The sequence below is a fragment of the Microbulbifer elongatus genome, from assembly GCF_020524885.1.
In the GTDB taxonomy this organism is placed as follows: Bacteria; Pseudomonadota; Gammaproteobacteria; order Pseudomonadales; family Cellvibrionaceae; genus Microbulbifer; species Microbulbifer elongatus_A.
Map to the genome: position 1 here is coordinate 1051757 of NZ_JAIVKJ010000002.1, position 15406 is coordinate 1067162.

Consider the following 15406-nt stretch of genomic DNA (forward strand, 5'->3'; position numbering starts at 1 on the left):
CTGCCTCCAGCAAGATTCTTGGGGTCTTGTATATGGGCTTGTGTATGGGCTTATATGGTGGCGCGGGAGTATAGAGTGAATTTAACGCCATTTTCAGTCAATTTCGGCCCTGGCGGATGGCCCGGGCCGAATATCTGGGACCGGCTGGTTCTCGCGGCCCGGGTGCCGGATAGGGGGGGGGCAGCCGGTGAAAATCAGGCCCTGCTCAGCATTTCCTCGGCATGGGCGAGGGATTGCGCGGTGGCTTCCCCTCCCAGCATACGCGCGATCTCGGAGCTGCGTTCTGCATCCTTCAGCTCCCGCAGGGCCACAAAGGCCGCTTCGCCATCGCTGTGCTTTTCCACCAGATACTGGCGGTGGGCACGGGCGGCCACCTGTGCCAGGTGGGTGACGCAGATCACCTGGCCGCGTTCGCCCAGCTGACGCAACAGCTTGCCCACCACATCGCCGGTGGCGCCGCCGATGCCCACATCCACCTCGTCAAAGACCAGTGTGGGGGTGCGCGAGGTTTGTGCGGTAATCACCTGGATGGCCAGGCTGACCCGCGACAGTTCGCCGCCGGAAGCTATCTTGCCCAGTGGTCGCGGGGGCTGGCCCGGGTTGGTGGAAATCAGGATTTCCACTTCTTCCAGTCCGGTGGCTGTTGGCTTGTCCAGCTCGGTGAGCGCGAGCTCCACGCGCGCGTGAGGCATGGCGAGATCGGCCAGCTGCCCGTTGACTGCCTTGGCGAGCTTGATCGCCGCCGCCGCACGCAGCTTGCTGAGCTTTGCAGCGCTGTCACGGAAGGTCTGTTCAAGTTTTTCACACTCGCCGGCGAGTTTGTCCAGTGCATCCGGTGCGCCAATCTCCTCCAGCTCCTGCTGCCACTGTTGCTGCAACTCTGCCAGCTGATCAGGTTGTACGCGGTGCTTGCGGGCCAGGGAATAGATCGCGGACAGGCGCTCTTCCACTTCGGCCAGTCGCTCCGGGTCCATTTCAAAGCGGTCGATATACCGCGAAAGGGTGCTGCCGGCCTCGTCGATCTGGATGCGGGCGCTGTCGAGCATCTGCGCGACTTCCGCCAGTGCCGGGCTCTGCTCGGGCATGGCGCCGACCAATTGCAGTGCGCGGTGCAGCTGCTCGGCGATATCACCCTCACCACCGTTCAGCAGTGCCGCCAGCTGGTAGCTGCCGTTCAGAATATCGCCGGCATTGGCCAGCTGGCGTTGCTCGCTTTCCAGGTCTTCCAGTTCGCTGGGCTTGAGATCCAGTTGCTCCAATTCTTCTAACTGATATTCCAGCAGGTCGCGCCGGGCCTGGGTTTCCTCGGCACTGTCCGCGAGTTTGCGGTAACGGCGGTACTGGTCCTGCCAGGTCTTGTAGTGAATGCGTACTTCGGCGCTCTGGCCCTCCGCATGGGCGTATTCATCCAGTAGGCGGCGGTGGGTGTCTCTCTTCAGCAGCGACTGGTGTTCGTGCTGGCTGTGGATATCAATCAGCTGCTCGCCCAGGGTGCGCAATTGCATCAGGGTCACCGGCTGGCCGTTGATATAGGCGCGGGAGCGACCGTCGGCGCTGATGGTGCGGCGCAGGATCACTTCGCGCCCGGCGTCCATTTCCTGCTCTTCCAGCCAGGCGTGTGCCTCTTTGTGATTGCTGATATCAAATGTGGCGTGGATATCGGCGCGCTTGGCACCGGCACGCACCAGCTCGCCGTTGCCGCGGTCGCCGAGGGCGAGACCGAGCGCATCGAGGGTGATGGACTTGCCCGCACCGGTTTCGCCGGTGAGGGTGCTGGTACCGGGGCCGAATTCCAGCTCCAGCTGGTCGACCAGGGTGAACTGACTGATAGACAGGTGCAGCAACATGAGATTATTTTCGTGGCTATCCGAATAGTGGTTGTTTATACAGTATTTGACCGCGCCCTTTCAATCACCCCGGGCGTTGAATGTGCGCAAATCGCACTTCGTTGCTCGCTTCGCGCCACACTACCCTGTCCTTTCCGTCCGCTGCCCGCCCCCGTACCGCCCCCTCTGGCGTGCGGCCACTTGAAGTGACTGGTGCAGCCCCCATATAGCCCTGCATCCCCGGTAACTGCACAGATTACCGCGGGGAACTTTGTTTAAACATCGTTTCAATTATCGATTTGACCAATTGGCAGTAGACCGACGGACACAGACGGAGAAAGCAGTGGCCAAAGAGCGCAGCGAAGAAGATCAAACCGGCGAAAAGGCCGAAATTGAGCAACCCAGCGTGGATGAGCAGCAGGCCGCCGAGGAGGCTCTCGCGGAAGAGCTGGCCGCCGACCATGAGCATGCTGGTGGGGAAAGTGCACTGGTCGAGGAGATCGGCTCCCTGCATCAGCAGCTGGCAGAGCACAAAGACATGGTGCTGCGCGCCCAGGCTGAGGTGCAGAATGCCCGTCGCCGCGCCCAGCAGGATGTGGAGAAGGCGCACAAGTTTGGTGTGGAGAAGCTAATCAAGGATCTGCTGCCGGTTGTGGATAACCTGGAGCGTGCGCTCTCGACCATCGACAGTGGTGACGAAGCGCAGAAAGCGGTAGTGGAAGGCATTGAGCTGACTCAGAAGTCTTTTATCGACACCCTGACCAAGTCCGGAGTCGAAGTAATTGACCCGGCGGGCGAGCCTTTCGACCCGGAACTGCACCAGGCAATGACCCAGGTGCCCAATCCGGATGTGGAGCCGAATACCGTGCTCGACGTCTTCCAGAAAGGCTATCGCCTGAATGGTCGTCTGGTACGCCCGGCAATGGTCGTGGTCAGCAAAGCGCCCTAGTTCAGTTTTCCGCGATCAGTGCGTGGCTCTGTTTCGCGAGCGGCACATCCATGTGCCGTCGAATTTAAGAGTCGCCCTTGAAATGTGAACGGCGGCACCAATATAAGCAGCAACCGAATTAAACCGCGTAGCGCCAGGCATAGAGCGGGCGTGCGCCGAAAAGTGAGGAATCAGATCCATGGGAAAAATCATCGGCATCGACCTGGGTACCACTAACAGCTGTGTAGCGGTACTCGACGGCGACAAGGCCCGCGTTATTGAAAACGCCGAAGGCGATCGCACTACGCCTTCCATCGTTGCATTCACCGACGACAACGAAGTGCTGGTAGGCCAGTCTGCCAAGCGTCAGGCGGTGACCAACCCCACCAACACCCTGTTCGCGGTGAAGCGCCTGATCGGCCGCAAATTCAAAGACGACGTTGTGCAGAAAGACATCAAAATGGTGCCTTACTCCATCGTTGAAGCCGAAAACGGCGACGCCTGGGTAGAGGTGAAGGGCGACAAGAAAGCACCGCCGCAGATCTCTGCCGAAGTGCTGAAGAAAATGAAGAAAACCGCGGAAGACTTCCTCGGTGAGAAAGTAGACGCAGCGGTAATCACCGTGCCGGCCTACTTCAACGACTCCCAGCGCCAGGCGACCAAAGACGCTGGCCGTATTGCGGGTCTCGATGTTAAGCGCATTATCAATGAGCCGACTGCGGCTGCGCTGGCCTACGGCCTCGACAAGAAGGGCGGCGACCGCACCATCGCGGTGTACGACCTGGGTGGTGGTACCTTCGATATCTCCATCATCGAGATTGCTGACGTTGACGGCGAGATGCAGTTTGAAGTGCTGTCCACCAACGGTGACACCTTCCTCGGTGGTGAAGACTTCGACCTGCGCCTGATCGATTACCTGGCCGAGCAGTTCAAGAAAGAACAGAGCATCGACCTGAAGGGCGACCCCCTGGCCATGCAGCGTCTGAAAGAAGCTGCCGAAAAGGCCAAGATCGAGCTGTCCTCCAGCCAGCAGACCGAAGTGAACCTGCCGTACATCACCGCAGATGCCACCGGTCCCAAGCACCTGGTTGTAAAACTGACCCGTGCCAAGCTGGAAAGCCTGGTAGAAGAACTGGTAACCCGCTCCCTGGAGCCGGTAAAAACTGCCTTGGCCGACGCAGACATGTCTGCTTCCAGCATCGACGAAGTGATTCTGGTGGGCGGTCAGACCCGTATGCCGCTGGTGCAGTCCAAGGTAACCGAATTCTTCGGCAAAGAGCCCCGCAAAGACGTAAACCCGGATGAAGCGGTAGCCGTTGGTGCGGCGATCCAGGGCGCGGTTCTGGGCGGTGACGTGAAAGACGTACTGCTGCTGGACGTAACTCCGTTGACCCTGGGTATCGAAACCATGGGTGGTGTTGCGACTCCGCTGATCGACAAGAACACCACCATCCCGACCAAGAAGTCCCAGGTGTTCTCCACTGCCGATGACAACCAGACTGCCGTGACCATTCACGTGGTACAGGGTGAGCGCAAGCAGGCGGCGCAGAACAAGTCCCTGGGTCGTTTTGACCTGGCCGACATCCCGCCGGCACCGCGCGGCATGCCGCAGATCGAAGTGACCTTCGATATCGATGCCAACGGCATCCTGCACGTGCACGCCAAAGACAAGGCGACCGGCAAGGAGCAGTCCATTGTGATCAAGGCCTCTTCCGGCCTGTCCGATGACGAGATCGAAAAAATGGTGCAGGACGCCGAGGCCAACGCCGAAGCGGACAAGCAGTTCGAGGAGCTGGTGACTACCCGCAACACCCTCGACGGCCTGATCTCAGCCACCCGCAAGACCCTGGAAGAAGCCGGTGACAAGGCGACTGCGGACGAGAAAGCCGCAATCGACGCCGCACTGGCGGAAGCCGAGGAAGCGGTGAAGGGCAACGACAAGGCTGCCATGGAAGCTGCTACCACCAAGCTCACCGAAGCCTCTGGCCCGGTAGCCCAGAAGATGTACGCAGAGCAGGCGCAGGCCGGCGAAGCGGCCGCGGAACAGGCCGAGCAGGCCCAGTCCGGCGGTGACGATGCAGTGGACGCTGAGTTCGAAGAAGTCAAAGACGACAAGAAAGAAGACAAGTAATCCCAACTTGTCCTAGCCCTCTGATGTAGGAGCCTGCAAGCAGGCTCCTACAAAAATGGGTAATAAAAAGGCGCGGGGGTTCAGCGGAGCTCTCGCGCCTTCTTCAGTTTAAATAGAACACACAGAGCTATGTCCAAACGCGATTACTACGAAGTCCTCGGTGTCAGCAAAGGCGCGGACGAAAAAGAGCTGAAAAAAGCCTATCGCCGGGTGGCGATGAAATATCACCCGGACCGCAACCCAGACGACAAAGAGGCGGAGAACAAATTCAAAGAGGCCAACGAGGCCTACGAAGTCCTGTCCGACCCGCAGAAGAAAGCGGCCTACGACCAGTTCGGCCACGCCGGCGTTGACGGTCAGGCGGGCGGCGCCGGTGCCGGCGGCTTCGGTGGCTTCTCCGACATCTTCGGTGATGTGTTTGGCGATATCTTTGGTGGTGGCGCCGGTGGCGGCCGCCGTGGCCCGCAGCGCGGTTCCGACCTGCGCTACGACCTGGACCTGGACTTGGAAGACGCGGTGCGCGGCACCACCGTCAAGATCAAGGTGCCCACCCTAGCCAACTGTGGCACCTGCCACGGCTCCGGTGCCAAGGCCGGCTCCCAGCCCCAGACCTGTGGTACCTGTGGTGGCGCCGGTCAGGTGCGTATGCAGCAGGGCTTCTTCTCTGTGCAACAGACCTGCCCCAACTGTCGCGGACGCGGTAGTGTAATCAGCGACCCCTGTGGCAGCTGTCACGGTCGCGGCCGGGTGGAAGAGACCAAGACCCTGTCCGTGAAGGTGCCACCTGGTGTGGATACCGGTGATCGCATCCGCCTCGCCGGCGAAGGTGAGGCCGGACCGGACGGCGGCCCCGCGGGCGACCTGTATGTGCAGGTGATGGTGCGCGAGCACGAACTGTTCCAGCGCGACGGCAAGAACCTGTATTGCGAAGTGCCGATCAGCTTCGTCACTGCGGCCCTCGGCGGCGAGATGGAAGTGCCGACCCTGGATGGCAAGGTCAAACTCAAGATTCCGGCAGAAAGCCAGACCGGTAAACTGTTCCGTCTGCGTGGCAAGGGGGTAACCCCGGTACGCGGCGGTGCGCCCGGCGACCTGCTGTGTCGCGTGGTGGTGGAAACCCCGGTGAATCTGTCGACCAAGCAGAAAGAGCTGCTGGAAGAGTTTTCTGGCACCCTGAGTGAAAAGAAAAACTCACCGCGCCAGACCGGTTGGTTTGAAGGGGTGAAAAACTTCTTTGGGGATATGAAGCTCTAAGCGCGAGCGTCACGGAAATTACCAAAGTCGTAAAATAAAAAACCCGGTGAATCTGCCGGGTTTTTTATTGCCTGAGTGTTTGTTCAGACAGTTCTTTCTATGGCGAAGCGGGCCAGCTGTTGCAGGGCGGTTTTGTGCTCTCCCTGGGGCAGGAACTCAAGCTTTTCCAGGGCCAGGTCCACCTCGGCGCGGGCGCGTTCAAAGGTGTAGTCCAGTGCGCCGCAGGCTTCGATGGCGGTGACAATCTGCTCCAGCTTGTCGGCCGATTTCTGCTCGATTGCCTCGCGCACCAGTGCCGCCTGCTCGGCAGTGCCGTTGGCCATGGCGTAGATCAGTGGCAGGGTGGGTTTTCCCTCGGCCAGGTCGTCGCCCACATTCTTGCCCAGCTCTTCCGAGTTGCCGCGGTAATCCAGGGCATCGTCTACCAGCTGGAAGGCGGAGCCCAGGTGGCGGCCGTATAGCTTGAGGGATTCGCGCTCGTCCGCACTGCAACCGGCCAGTACCGCGGCGGTCTCACAGGCTGCCTCGAACAGGGCGCCGGTCTTTTTGTGGATTACGCTCAGGTAGTTGGCTTCGGTGACAGCTGGGTCGCCCGCGTTCACCAACTGCTGTACTTCGCCCTCGGCGATCGTGTTGGTGGTGTCGGAGAGAATGGACATTATGTCCATGTCCTTTAGAGCAACCATCATCTGGAAGGCGCGGGAGTACAGGAAGTCGCCCACCAGCACCGCTGGCGCATTGCCCCACTGGGCATTGGCGGTGAGGCGGCCGCGGCGCATGTCAGAGGTGTCCACCACGTCGTCATGCAGCAGGGTCGCGGTGTGGATGAATTCAATGATGGTGGCGAGGCCGATATGCTCTGCGCCACGGTAGCCAGCTGCACGGCTGCACAGCAGCACCAGCAGGGGGCGGAGGCGCTTGCCGCCTGCTTCGACCAGATAGTGACCGATGTTCTCCACCAGGGGGACATCAGAGTGCAGTTGGTCGAGAATGTGTTGGTTGACGGCGGCGAAGTCGTCCGCGGCTACCTGATGAAAGGGCAACATGCAGGGTCCTTATACTTCTATCTTTCTTTGTCTGGTCGGTTTACGGCGGCAAGCCTAGCTGTTTTGGCCCCGGGCGGAAAGGCAGTCTGCCGGAAAAGTGCACTATTGTATCAATCGTGCGAATTGATTAGAATCTGCGCCCCGCTCGAACCGGGTCAGCCCTGTGGCAGGCTTGTGAGTTGGGAAAGAAGTATCAATCATCAACGGCGCAAGCTCCCAAAATGCTGGCTAACCGGTCACTTTTCACCTTTGTGATCCCGCCGCTGCTTCGTGTCGTCCATTTTGTTGGAGCATAGAAATATGTACGCTGTTATTGAAAGCGGTGGTAAACAGCACCGTGTAGAAGAAGGCGAAGTTCTGCGCCTGGAAAAAATTGAAGTTGCTACTGGCGAATCTGTCGATTTCGACAAGGTTCTGATGGTAGTGAACGGTGACACCATCAACATCGGTGCGCCGGTAGTGGAAGGTGCCAAGGTGACTGCAGAAGTGCTGAGCCACGGCCGCGGCGAAAAAGTACGGATCATCAAGTTCCGTCGTCGTAAGCACTCCATGAAGCGTCAAGGCCACCGTCAGTGGTACACCGAAGTTAAAATCACTGGCATCAAAGGCTAATCACCAGGTCATAGAAGAGGAGTAACTACTCATGGCACACAAGAAAGCTGGCGGTAGTACGCGCAACGGTCGCGATTCCGAGAGTAAACGCCTGGGCGTTAAGCGCTTTGGCGGCCAAGCGGTTTCCGCAGGCAGCATCATCGTTCGTCAACGTGGCACCAAGTTCCACGCTGGCGTAAACGTTGGTATGGGCAAAGATCACACCCTGTTCGCTACCGCTGATGGCGTAGTGAAGTTTGAGGTGAAAGGCGCCAACAACCGCAAGTTTGTTTCCATCGAAACAGCCTAAGCGGTCATAACGCCCGATCGAAGAGCCCCGCAATTGCGGGGCTTTTTTGTATTGATCTGCCGCAAATTACACTGAAGACCGGATTACCCGGTAAGTAGAGTCATGAAATTTGTAGATGAAGCGCCGATTACGGTGCAGGCCGGCAACGGCGGTAACGGGTGTCTGAGCTTCCGGCGCGAGAAATTCGTCGCCAAGGGTGGCCCGGACGGTGGTGACGGCGGCGACGGTGGTTCGGTCTATCTGGTGGCCGATGAGTCACTGAATACCCTGGTGGACTACCGGTACCAGCCCAACTATCAGGCCCAGAACGGCGAGGCCGGGCGCGGTCGCAATTGTACCGGCGCCAAGGGTGAGAGCCTGGAGCTCAAGGTGCCTGTGGGTACCACCGCTATCGATGTGGACACCGGTGAGACCCTCGGTGACCTGCTGGAGCCTGGTGAAAAGCTGCTGGTGGCCCAGGGCGGCTGGCACGGGCTTGGCAATACCCGCTTCAAGTCCAGCACCAACCGCGCTCCGCGGCAGACCTCGCCGGGCAGTGAGGGCGAGCGCCGCAACATCAAGCTGGAGCTGAAGGTGCTGGCGGATGTGGGCATGCTGGGTCTGCCCAATGCGGGCAAGTCCACGTTTATTCGTGCAGTGTCCGCGGCCAAGCCGAAAGTGGCCAATTACCCGTTTACCACACTGGTGCCGAATCTTGGTGTGGTGAAGGTGCAGAAGTACCGCAGCTTTGTGATTGCCGATATTCCGGGCCTGATCGAAGGGGCGGCCGAGGGTGCCGGTCTCGGTATCCGTTTCCTCAAGCACCTGACGCGCTGCCGCGTGCTGCTGCACCTGGTCGACCTGGCGCCGTTTGACGGCTCCGACCCCGCGCAGAATGCGCTGGCCATTGAGCGCGAGCTGGAAAGTTTCAGTCCGACACTGGCCGGGCGTGAGCGCTGGCTGGTGCTGAACAAGACCGACCTGGTGCCGGCGGATGAGCTGGAAGAGCGTTGTCAGTCCGTGGTCAATGCGCTGGGCTGGCAGGGGCCGGTGTTCCGCGTTGCCGCCATTCGCGGTGAGGGCACTGATGTGCTGTCCGGTCAGCTGATGGACTTCCTGGAGGAGCTCAAGGAGCGGGAAGAACGTGATGGCGAATTGTTCGAAGCGGAGCAGGAAGCGCAGCGGCAAATGCAACGCGAGGCGCGTGAGCGCATCGAGGAGTTGCGTGATACGCAGCGGGCCAAGCGCAAGGCTGCGAAAGAATCCGGCGAAGTTGATGAAGATGACGAAGATTGGGACGACGATGACTACGACGTCGATGTAGAATATCGTCCCTGAGTTATCCGCCCCTTCAGCGATATATCCTGCTTGAAGGTTTTCCTGTGGGGGCGCGTCCTGATAGAGGAAGAAATGGATTCCATCTCGTCGTCGCGCCAACAGCTTTCCGCCAGCAAGCGCTGGGTTATCAAAATCGGCAGTGCACTGCTTACCGACAATGGTCGCGGCGTTAACCGCGCGGCCATCTACAACTGGGCCGGTCAGATCAGCGCCCTGCGCCGCCAGGGTATCGAGGTGCTGCTGGTGTCCTCTGGTGCGGTAGCTGCCGGGATGGATCGCCTCGGCTGGCGCAAGCGCCCGGAGTCCATCCATCAATTGCAGGCGGCCGCCGCCGTAGGTCAGAGTCACCTGGTTCAGGTGTATGAGCACGCTTTCGGTCAGTACGACTGCCGCACCGCGCAGATCCTGCTGGATCATGACGACCTTTCCAATCGCACCCGCTACCTCAATGCGCGCAGTACCATCAGGACACTGCTGTCCCTGGGGGCGGTACCCATCATCAATGAAAACGATACGGTAGTGACTGACGAGATTCGTTTTGGCGATAACGATACCCTGGGTGCGCTGGTGGCGAACCTGGTGGAGGCGGATGTGCTGTTGATCCTGACAGATGCTGACGGCCTGTTTACCGAGGACCCCCGCGACAATCCCGCTGCCGAGCTGGTGCGTGAGGCGGTTGCCACAGATCCGCGATTGGTGGAAATGGCAGGGGATTCCCGTAGCGGCCTCGGCCGCGGTGGCATGGCCACCAAGGTGCGCGCGGCACAGCTGGCGGCGCGCTCCGGGGCGAGAACGGTGATTGTGGGTGGCGCCAGCGATTCAGTAATCGAGCGTGTGGTATCTGGCGAGGAGCTGGGCACGCTGCTGTTACCGGAGGCGGATCCACTGACCGCCCGCAAGCGTTGGCTGGCAGGCCAGTTACAGGTGCGTGGAAAGTTGCAGTTGGACGCTGGCGCCGCGCGCGCGCTGTGCAATCAGGGTAAAAGCCTGCTGCCGGTGGGTGTGGTGGGTGTCGAGGGGCGCTTCCACCGCGGTGAACTGGTGAGCTGTGTCAACGAGGTGGGCGTGGAAGTGGCCAGGGGGTTGGTGAATTACGACAGTGGCGAAGCGCAGAAAATCTGTGGCCAGCCTTCCGATCGTATCGTCGACCTGCTCGGCTACCGCGATGACGACGAGTTGATCCACCGAGACAATTTGATCCTGCTGTAAAGGGTTCTGTGTTCACAAGTTTCAGGCAATAAAAAACCCCGCTTTTGCGGGGTTTTTTATTGCTCAGAAAGCGGGCTTGCTGAAAATCAGGCAGCCAGTGCTTTGATCTGGGCATTCAGGCGGCTCTTATGACGAGCAGCCTTGTTCTTGTGAATAATGCCTTTGTCGGCCATGCGGTCGATAACCGGCACAGCTTCCGCGTAAGCGGTCTTGGCTTTTTCTGCATCACCTGCATCGATGGCTGCAACTACCTTTTTGATGTAGGTGCGCACCATGGAGCGCAGGCTGGCGTTGTGATTGCGGCGCTTTTCGTTCTGGCGCGCGCGTTTCTTCGCTTGAGGTGAATTGGCCACCGGTTGCTCCTGTCTGGAATCTGTAAAACTCGAACATCGGGCCGGGGGCCCGTTTGGGACGCGACATTATCCCCAGCATTGGTTGTTTGTCAACCGCTGTGGCGGGCAGTTTGTGACCGGGGGGATTCCTTGTGAAACCGTATGCTCGGGTGGGGATCAGGTCGGCAGTCGCAGGGTGAAGACCACCCCTTTCCCGTCGTCCCGATTGGTGGCTTCCAGGGTGCCCTGATGGAAGTCCGCAATCAGGCGTGCGATATGCAGTCCCAGTCCCAGGTGGCCCGCCTTGCCGCCGTCGTCGCGCACCGAAACCAGGGAGTCGAACAGCTTCTGGCCGAAGCCCTCCGGCAGCAGCGGCCCCTCGTTGCGCACGCTTACATGGTATTCCTGGCGATGCACATCGAGCGCCAGGTCGATCTCGCTGTTTTCAGGGGCGAAGCTCACCGCGTTGTCCACCAGCTTGTCCAGCAATTGCGCCAGTAGCTCGGGCGCTCCGCAATAGTGCTGGGGGGGCTGCGGGCATTGCAGGTCAAAGCGGTGTTGCGGGTGGGCGTCGGCATAGCTTTGGGTAAGAAGCTGCAACAGGTCCGCGAGATCGAAGGTCTCCTTGTCCGCCTGGCTGATGCTGGCTTCCAGGTGGTTGGCGGCGGACAGGGCGTTGAGTATGGATGAGAGCCGGGCGCCGCCGTCCGCGGCGCGCTCGGCGTAGCGCCGGCTGTCCTCATCCAGCTCCCCGGCAGCGAGGTTGTCCAGGGACGAGCGCACAACTGCCAGCGGGGTGCGCAGCTCATGGGAAAGCTTGCTCGCCAGGCTGCGCAGATACTGGTGGTAGTGGTCCAGCTCGGCCAGCAGGCTGGCGAAAGCCCGGTTCAGGGCGCCGAGCTCGTCGTTTAAGTAGGGGCGTGGGAAATCGCCGCGCAGGCGGCCGCTGGCATCCACGGCGTTGCGCGCGGCGCGATGCAAGCGGCGGATGCGCCAGGACAGCCAGCTCGCGTACCCCAGTAGTAACAGCAGAACCAGGCCGGCGGCGCCGGCGGTGGTCAGCCACAGGCGGCGGGCGGCCGACTCTGTGAGTGACTGTAGTGCGCTTGCCGACTGGGCGGCAATCACCCGGCCCAGCAGCGGGCGCTCGATAATGTCGTCTGCGCGGGTAACCACCGGAACGCTTACGGCGCCAATACGCTGGTCCCCTGCGGTGCGCTGCGAACCTGCAGGCGCGCTGAACCACTGCGAGGCGGTTTCCTTGTTTTCCGTAAGGGTGTTCGGATATTCGCCTTCGGGCAGGGGGGGCAATTGATCGGTGGCCAGCACCTGGCGGTAGAACCAGTCGCGAATCCAGCGGCCATCCTCCAGCGGGGCGCTCTCAATGTCGCCCTCACTGTTGCTACCGCTGCCGCTTCCCGAAACGTCTCCAGAGCGCGCCAATACAAACCCCTCCTGATCCACCACCGTCAATTGCAGCTCAGGTCGCGCGAAGTGTTCCAGCTCCTGCTGAAGGGCAGGTAGGGGTTCTACCAGGGCGCCGGGACGGCCATCCGCCGGCAAGGTTGAGGCGAAGCGCGCAGGGGTATCGCCGTCGCTCCGGGTGCGGTCGAGCACGCGGATGGCGAGCTCGCCACCGGTGAGGGCGAAAGGGATTGAGAGTTCCATCTGATAACCGCGGGGGGAAGCGGTCCAGCGCCCGCGCAGGCGCAGTTCGCGCTCGTAGTCGCCGCGCCGTGCGTTGTAGTAGAGCGCGCGCACCGGTCCCTGACTGGCGACGGGCAGGGTGTAGTGCTGTCGCGCGGTGTAGATCTCCACGGTGTCACCGCTGGAAAGGCTGCTGCTGCGAGGGTCGTGGTAACTGGGGCTGCGGTCTTCAGTAGTCAGCAACAGGTACACCCGGTCGCTGTGTTTGCCCAGGGTAACCCGTGCAAATGCCTCGTCATTCTGGTCCGGTAGCTGTCGGGGGCGCAGGTTGAGCGCGCGCCACTCTTCACCGTAGCCGTCCAGAGTGGGTGCCTGGGACAGTGGGTTGAGGTACAACTGTGCGCCCGGCGGGCGACCTGTGCGGCGAGGATCCGGCGCGACCAGTTCCGGTGCGCTGGCAAGGCGCGCGGCAATGGCGTTGCCGGTGGCCTCCAGGGTCTGTATCTGCCCCTGGCTCAGGGCCTTGTCTACCTGGCGCAGGTATTGGCAGCCCGCCCAGGGAAGTGCCAAGGTGCAGAGGCTCAACAGGACCAGTTGACGTCGCAGATTCATAATTGGCGTGTTAAACCTGCCAGCGGTAGCCCATGCCATAGGCAGTGCCGATGGCGTCGAAGCTACTGTCGATGGCCTGAAACTTGCGCCGGATACGCTTCACATGTGAGGTGATGGTGTTGTCATCCAGCACCACTCGCGCAGCCTCCATCAACTGGCTGCGGGATTTTACATGGCCCGGGCGTTTGGCCAGGGCGTGCACAATCCAGAATTCCGTCACCGTCAGGTCTACCGGTTCCCCCTTCCAATGGCAGTGCAGGCGCGAGACGTCCAGGGTCAGGTCGCCCTGGGTCAGGATTTCTCCCTCATCGCTCTGGGACTGCATGACGCTGACCCGCCGCAACAGGGCGCTGATGCGCGCCTGCATATGGGGCAGGGAGATGTCTTTGGTGAGGTAGTCGTCGGCGCCCAGGCGCAGGCCGGAGATGATGTCCAGCTCCGAGTCCCGCGCGGTGAGAAACAGGATCGGCAGGGTCGGCGCCATGGCGCGCAGCTCCCGGCAAAGGTCGAAACCACCCTCGATTTCCGCGCCAAGACCGACATCGATTACCGCCAGGTCTGGCAGGCGCTGCTGGAAGGCGGCCAGTGCATCCGGACGCGTGTGGTAGAGATTGACCTGGTAGCCGGTGCGGCGGAGGGCATCGCGGTAGTTCTCGGCAATGGCGATCTCGTCTTCAACGATGGCAATGGTGGGGCTGCTCATGGGCTGTTCTTATCTTGCGGCTTTTTTGGGTGCTGTTCGCGAAGGTTCCGACGGTCTTTAAACCGCTTACTGGCATGCGCGGGTATTGGTTAGTGCGGAAAATCATGCCCGAACAGTAGGGCTATAGGCAAAGGTAAGTGATCGACAAGTGCAAAAAAGCGCGCAGACAGGCTGGCTGCGCGCAAGGTTACAGCTTACAGGGTTGCACTTGAGGTTGCTCGGGAGCGCCACCGGCTGTCGCTTTTGCAGAGCGATAACCGGTGGATTAAACGGTGGTGTAAAAGAAGGGGCCGCTGTTAGAAGGAGCCGGCAACCGCTTCGGGCATGCCGAAGTGGATGTCTACCCGGCGCTCCAGGGCGTAGCCGTCCAGATCCCCTTTGCGGGCCTTGGACTTGCTGGCACCCAGGGCGCGGCGCTCGATGCGCTCCGGCGCTACGCCGTAGGCTTCCAGGGCGCGTTGTACGCTGAGCGCACGCTGGTCAGAGAGAACATTGTTGTAACCGTCGCTGCCGCGGGGGTCGGAGTGCCCCTCAAGGTGAACTTGCAGCTGTGGGTGGCGGTTAAGGAAGTCGGCCATGGCGGCTACCTGACGCTCCTGGGCTTCCTGGAGCTCGTCGTCGCCGGTGGTGAACAGCATCTGGAACTCGAGGCTTTCCAGTGCCAGTTCACGGGCGTCGTTGGCGGACAGTCGCGCCGCATCCAGCTGTTGTGCGAGGTTGCCCAGTTCGGTGCGGCTTTCGGTCAGTTGAGTTGCGAGCATGTCTGCCTCTTCTGCTTGCTTGATCTGTTCGCCCAGCCAGGCTCCACCGAGGGCGCCGGCAATAAAGCCAACCGGTCCACCTACGGCGGCGCCCGTTACTGCAGCGCCTGTAAATACAGTGGCCTGCTTGGCCGGAGTCAGGGCTGAGCCCTGTAATTCTTTCTCGGTGTCAGTGGCGGCTTCAGCGGAAGCGGTTGCATTCTGGGTCAGACCGCTCAGGGCCATGCTGCTCAGGGTTACTGCCATCAACATCTTTTTCATGATCGTGTTCCTTGCGATTGGATTGAAATGACTGCTCTTTGGATCCGACCGGGTAGGTTTCCCGCTTCGGTTGAGAGTCATTTAACTCCTGCAAGGAGGCACTGGCATGGCGCCCGTAGGGCAAATTCCGCAGCAATTATGGCGAAATGTGGCAGCTTGCCCCGTGACGTGGTTCAACCCCTGAGCCAAGCCGCCAAAAGTACCTGGACCTCGTTTCGCGCTCAGGGGCAGACGTCACTGCTGGCGGCGCCGGTAGCGCTGATCCCGGGGCTGGTCGATACGCACCCGAATCCTCTGAGGGCGTGGGCCCAGAGCGACCGCGGCGTACAGAAGCACCGCCAGAATCAGAGCAATGATCAATGCGTTGATGGTCATTCCGTTTCTCCTCTGTTGCCACCACTCCCTGTGGCTCGCCAACTGCTCAAATTGAGTATAGTTCCCCTGTGCGCCAACCGTAGGTTCGCGGTTCGCAAAATAT

At 60.7% G+C, this 15406-nt stretch carries 14 protein-coding genes; 7 read left to right on the forward strand and 7 right to left on the reverse strand.

Features of this window, described 5'->3' with window-relative positions; translation table 11 throughout:
• Window positions 1-194: 194 nt before the first annotated feature.
• Window positions 195-1847 (reverse strand): DNA repair protein RecN, encoded by a 1653-nt coding sequence (gene recN / locus LC059_RS11885; protein ID WP_226704067.1) that lies wholly within the window; start codon window positions 1845-1847, stop codon window positions 195-197.
• A 322-nt stretch (window positions 1848-2169) separates the two neighbouring features.
• Here recN and grpE point away from each other — a divergent pair, with 322 nt between their 5' ends.
• The 3 genes from grpE (at window position 2170) to dnaJ (ending at window position 6139) form a co-directional block, all read left to right on the forward strand.
• Window positions 2170-2775 (forward strand): nucleotide exchange factor GrpE, encoded by a 606-nt coding sequence (grpE, locus tag LC059_RS11890; protein WP_226704068.1) that lies wholly within the window; start codon window positions 2170-2172, stop codon window positions 2773-2775.
• A gap of 178 nt (window positions 2776-2953) precedes the next feature.
• Window positions 2954-4885, forward strand: coding sequence for a molecular chaperone DnaK (gene dnaK / locus LC059_RS11895; RefSeq protein ID WP_226704069.1), 1932 nt, complete (start codon window positions 2954-2956; stop codon window positions 4883-4885).
• A gap of 129 nt (window positions 4886-5014) precedes the next feature.
• Window positions 5015-6139 (forward strand): molecular chaperone DnaJ, encoded by a 1125-nt coding sequence (gene dnaJ / locus LC059_RS11900; RefSeq protein ID WP_226704070.1) that lies wholly within the window; start codon window positions 5015-5017, stop codon window positions 6137-6139.
• A gap of 83 nt (window positions 6140-6222) precedes the next feature.
• On the opposite strand, the gene ispB is transcribed toward dnaJ, so the two are convergent.
• Window positions 6223-7185 (reverse strand): octaprenyl diphosphate synthase, encoded by a 963-nt coding sequence (ispB, locus tag LC059_RS11905; protein ID WP_226704071.1) that lies wholly within the window; start codon window positions 7183-7185, stop codon window positions 6223-6225.
• A gap of 300 nt (window positions 7186-7485) precedes the next feature.
• Between ispB and rplU the strand changes: the two genes are divergently transcribed.
• The 4 genes from rplU (at window position 7486) to proB (ending at window position 10612) form a co-directional block, all read left to right on the forward strand.
• Complete coding sequence (rplU, locus tag LC059_RS11910) at window positions 7486-7797, forward strand: 50S ribosomal protein L21 (RefSeq protein ID WP_010132159.1); 312 nt, start codon at window positions 7486-7488, stop codon at window positions 7795-7797.
• 31 nt (window positions 7798-7828) lie between these two features.
• Complete coding sequence (gene rpmA, locus LC059_RS11915; protein ID WP_010132157.1) at window positions 7829-8086, forward strand: 50S ribosomal protein L27; 258 nt, start codon at window positions 7829-7831, stop codon at window positions 8084-8086.
• Window positions 8087-8188: 102 nt separating this feature from the next.
• Window positions 8189-9403 carry an Obg family GTPase CgtA gene (cgtA, locus tag LC059_RS11920; protein ID WP_226704072.1) on the forward strand — a complete coding sequence of 405 codons (1215 nt, stop codon included), beginning with the start codon at window positions 8189-8191 and terminating at the stop codon, window positions 9401-9403.
• Window positions 9404-9475: 72 nt separating this feature from the next.
• Window positions 9476-10612, forward strand: coding sequence for a glutamate 5-kinase (gene proB / locus LC059_RS11925; RefSeq protein WP_226704073.1), 1137 nt, complete (start codon window positions 9476-9478; stop codon window positions 10610-10612).
• Window positions 10613-10698: 86 nt separating this feature from the next.
• Here proB and rpsT read toward each other — a convergent pair whose 3' ends face one another.
• The 5 genes from rpsT to LC059_RS11950 form a co-directional block, all read right to left on the reverse strand.
• Window positions 10699-10965: a 30S ribosomal protein S20 gene (gene rpsT / locus LC059_RS11930; protein ID WP_226704074.1), complete on the reverse strand. Its 267-nt coding sequence runs from the start codon at window positions 10963-10965 to the stop codon at window positions 10699-10701.
• A 156-nt stretch (window positions 10966-11121) separates the two neighbouring features.
• Window positions 11122-13203: an ATP-binding protein gene (locus LC059_RS11935; RefSeq protein WP_226704075.1), complete on the reverse strand. Its 2082-nt coding sequence runs from the start codon at window positions 13201-13203 to the stop codon at window positions 11122-11124.
• Window positions 13204-13213: 10 nt separating this feature from the next.
• Window positions 13214-13906, reverse strand: a complete 693-nt coding sequence (pdsR, locus tag LC059_RS11940) for a proteobacterial dedicated sortase system response regulator (RefSeq protein WP_226704076.1) — start codon at window positions 13904-13906, stop codon at window positions 13214-13216.
• A gap of 296 nt (window positions 13907-14202) precedes the next feature.
• Complete coding sequence (locus LC059_RS11945) at window positions 14203-14928, reverse strand: OmpA family protein (protein WP_226704077.1); 726 nt, start codon at window positions 14926-14928, stop codon at window positions 14203-14205.
• Between the two features lie 234 nt (window positions 14929-15162).
• Window positions 15163-15303, reverse strand: a complete 141-nt coding sequence (locus LC059_RS11950; RefSeq protein ID WP_226704078.1) for a hypothetical protein — start codon at window positions 15301-15303, stop codon at window positions 15163-15165.
• Window positions 15304-15406: the final 103 nt, after the last annotated feature.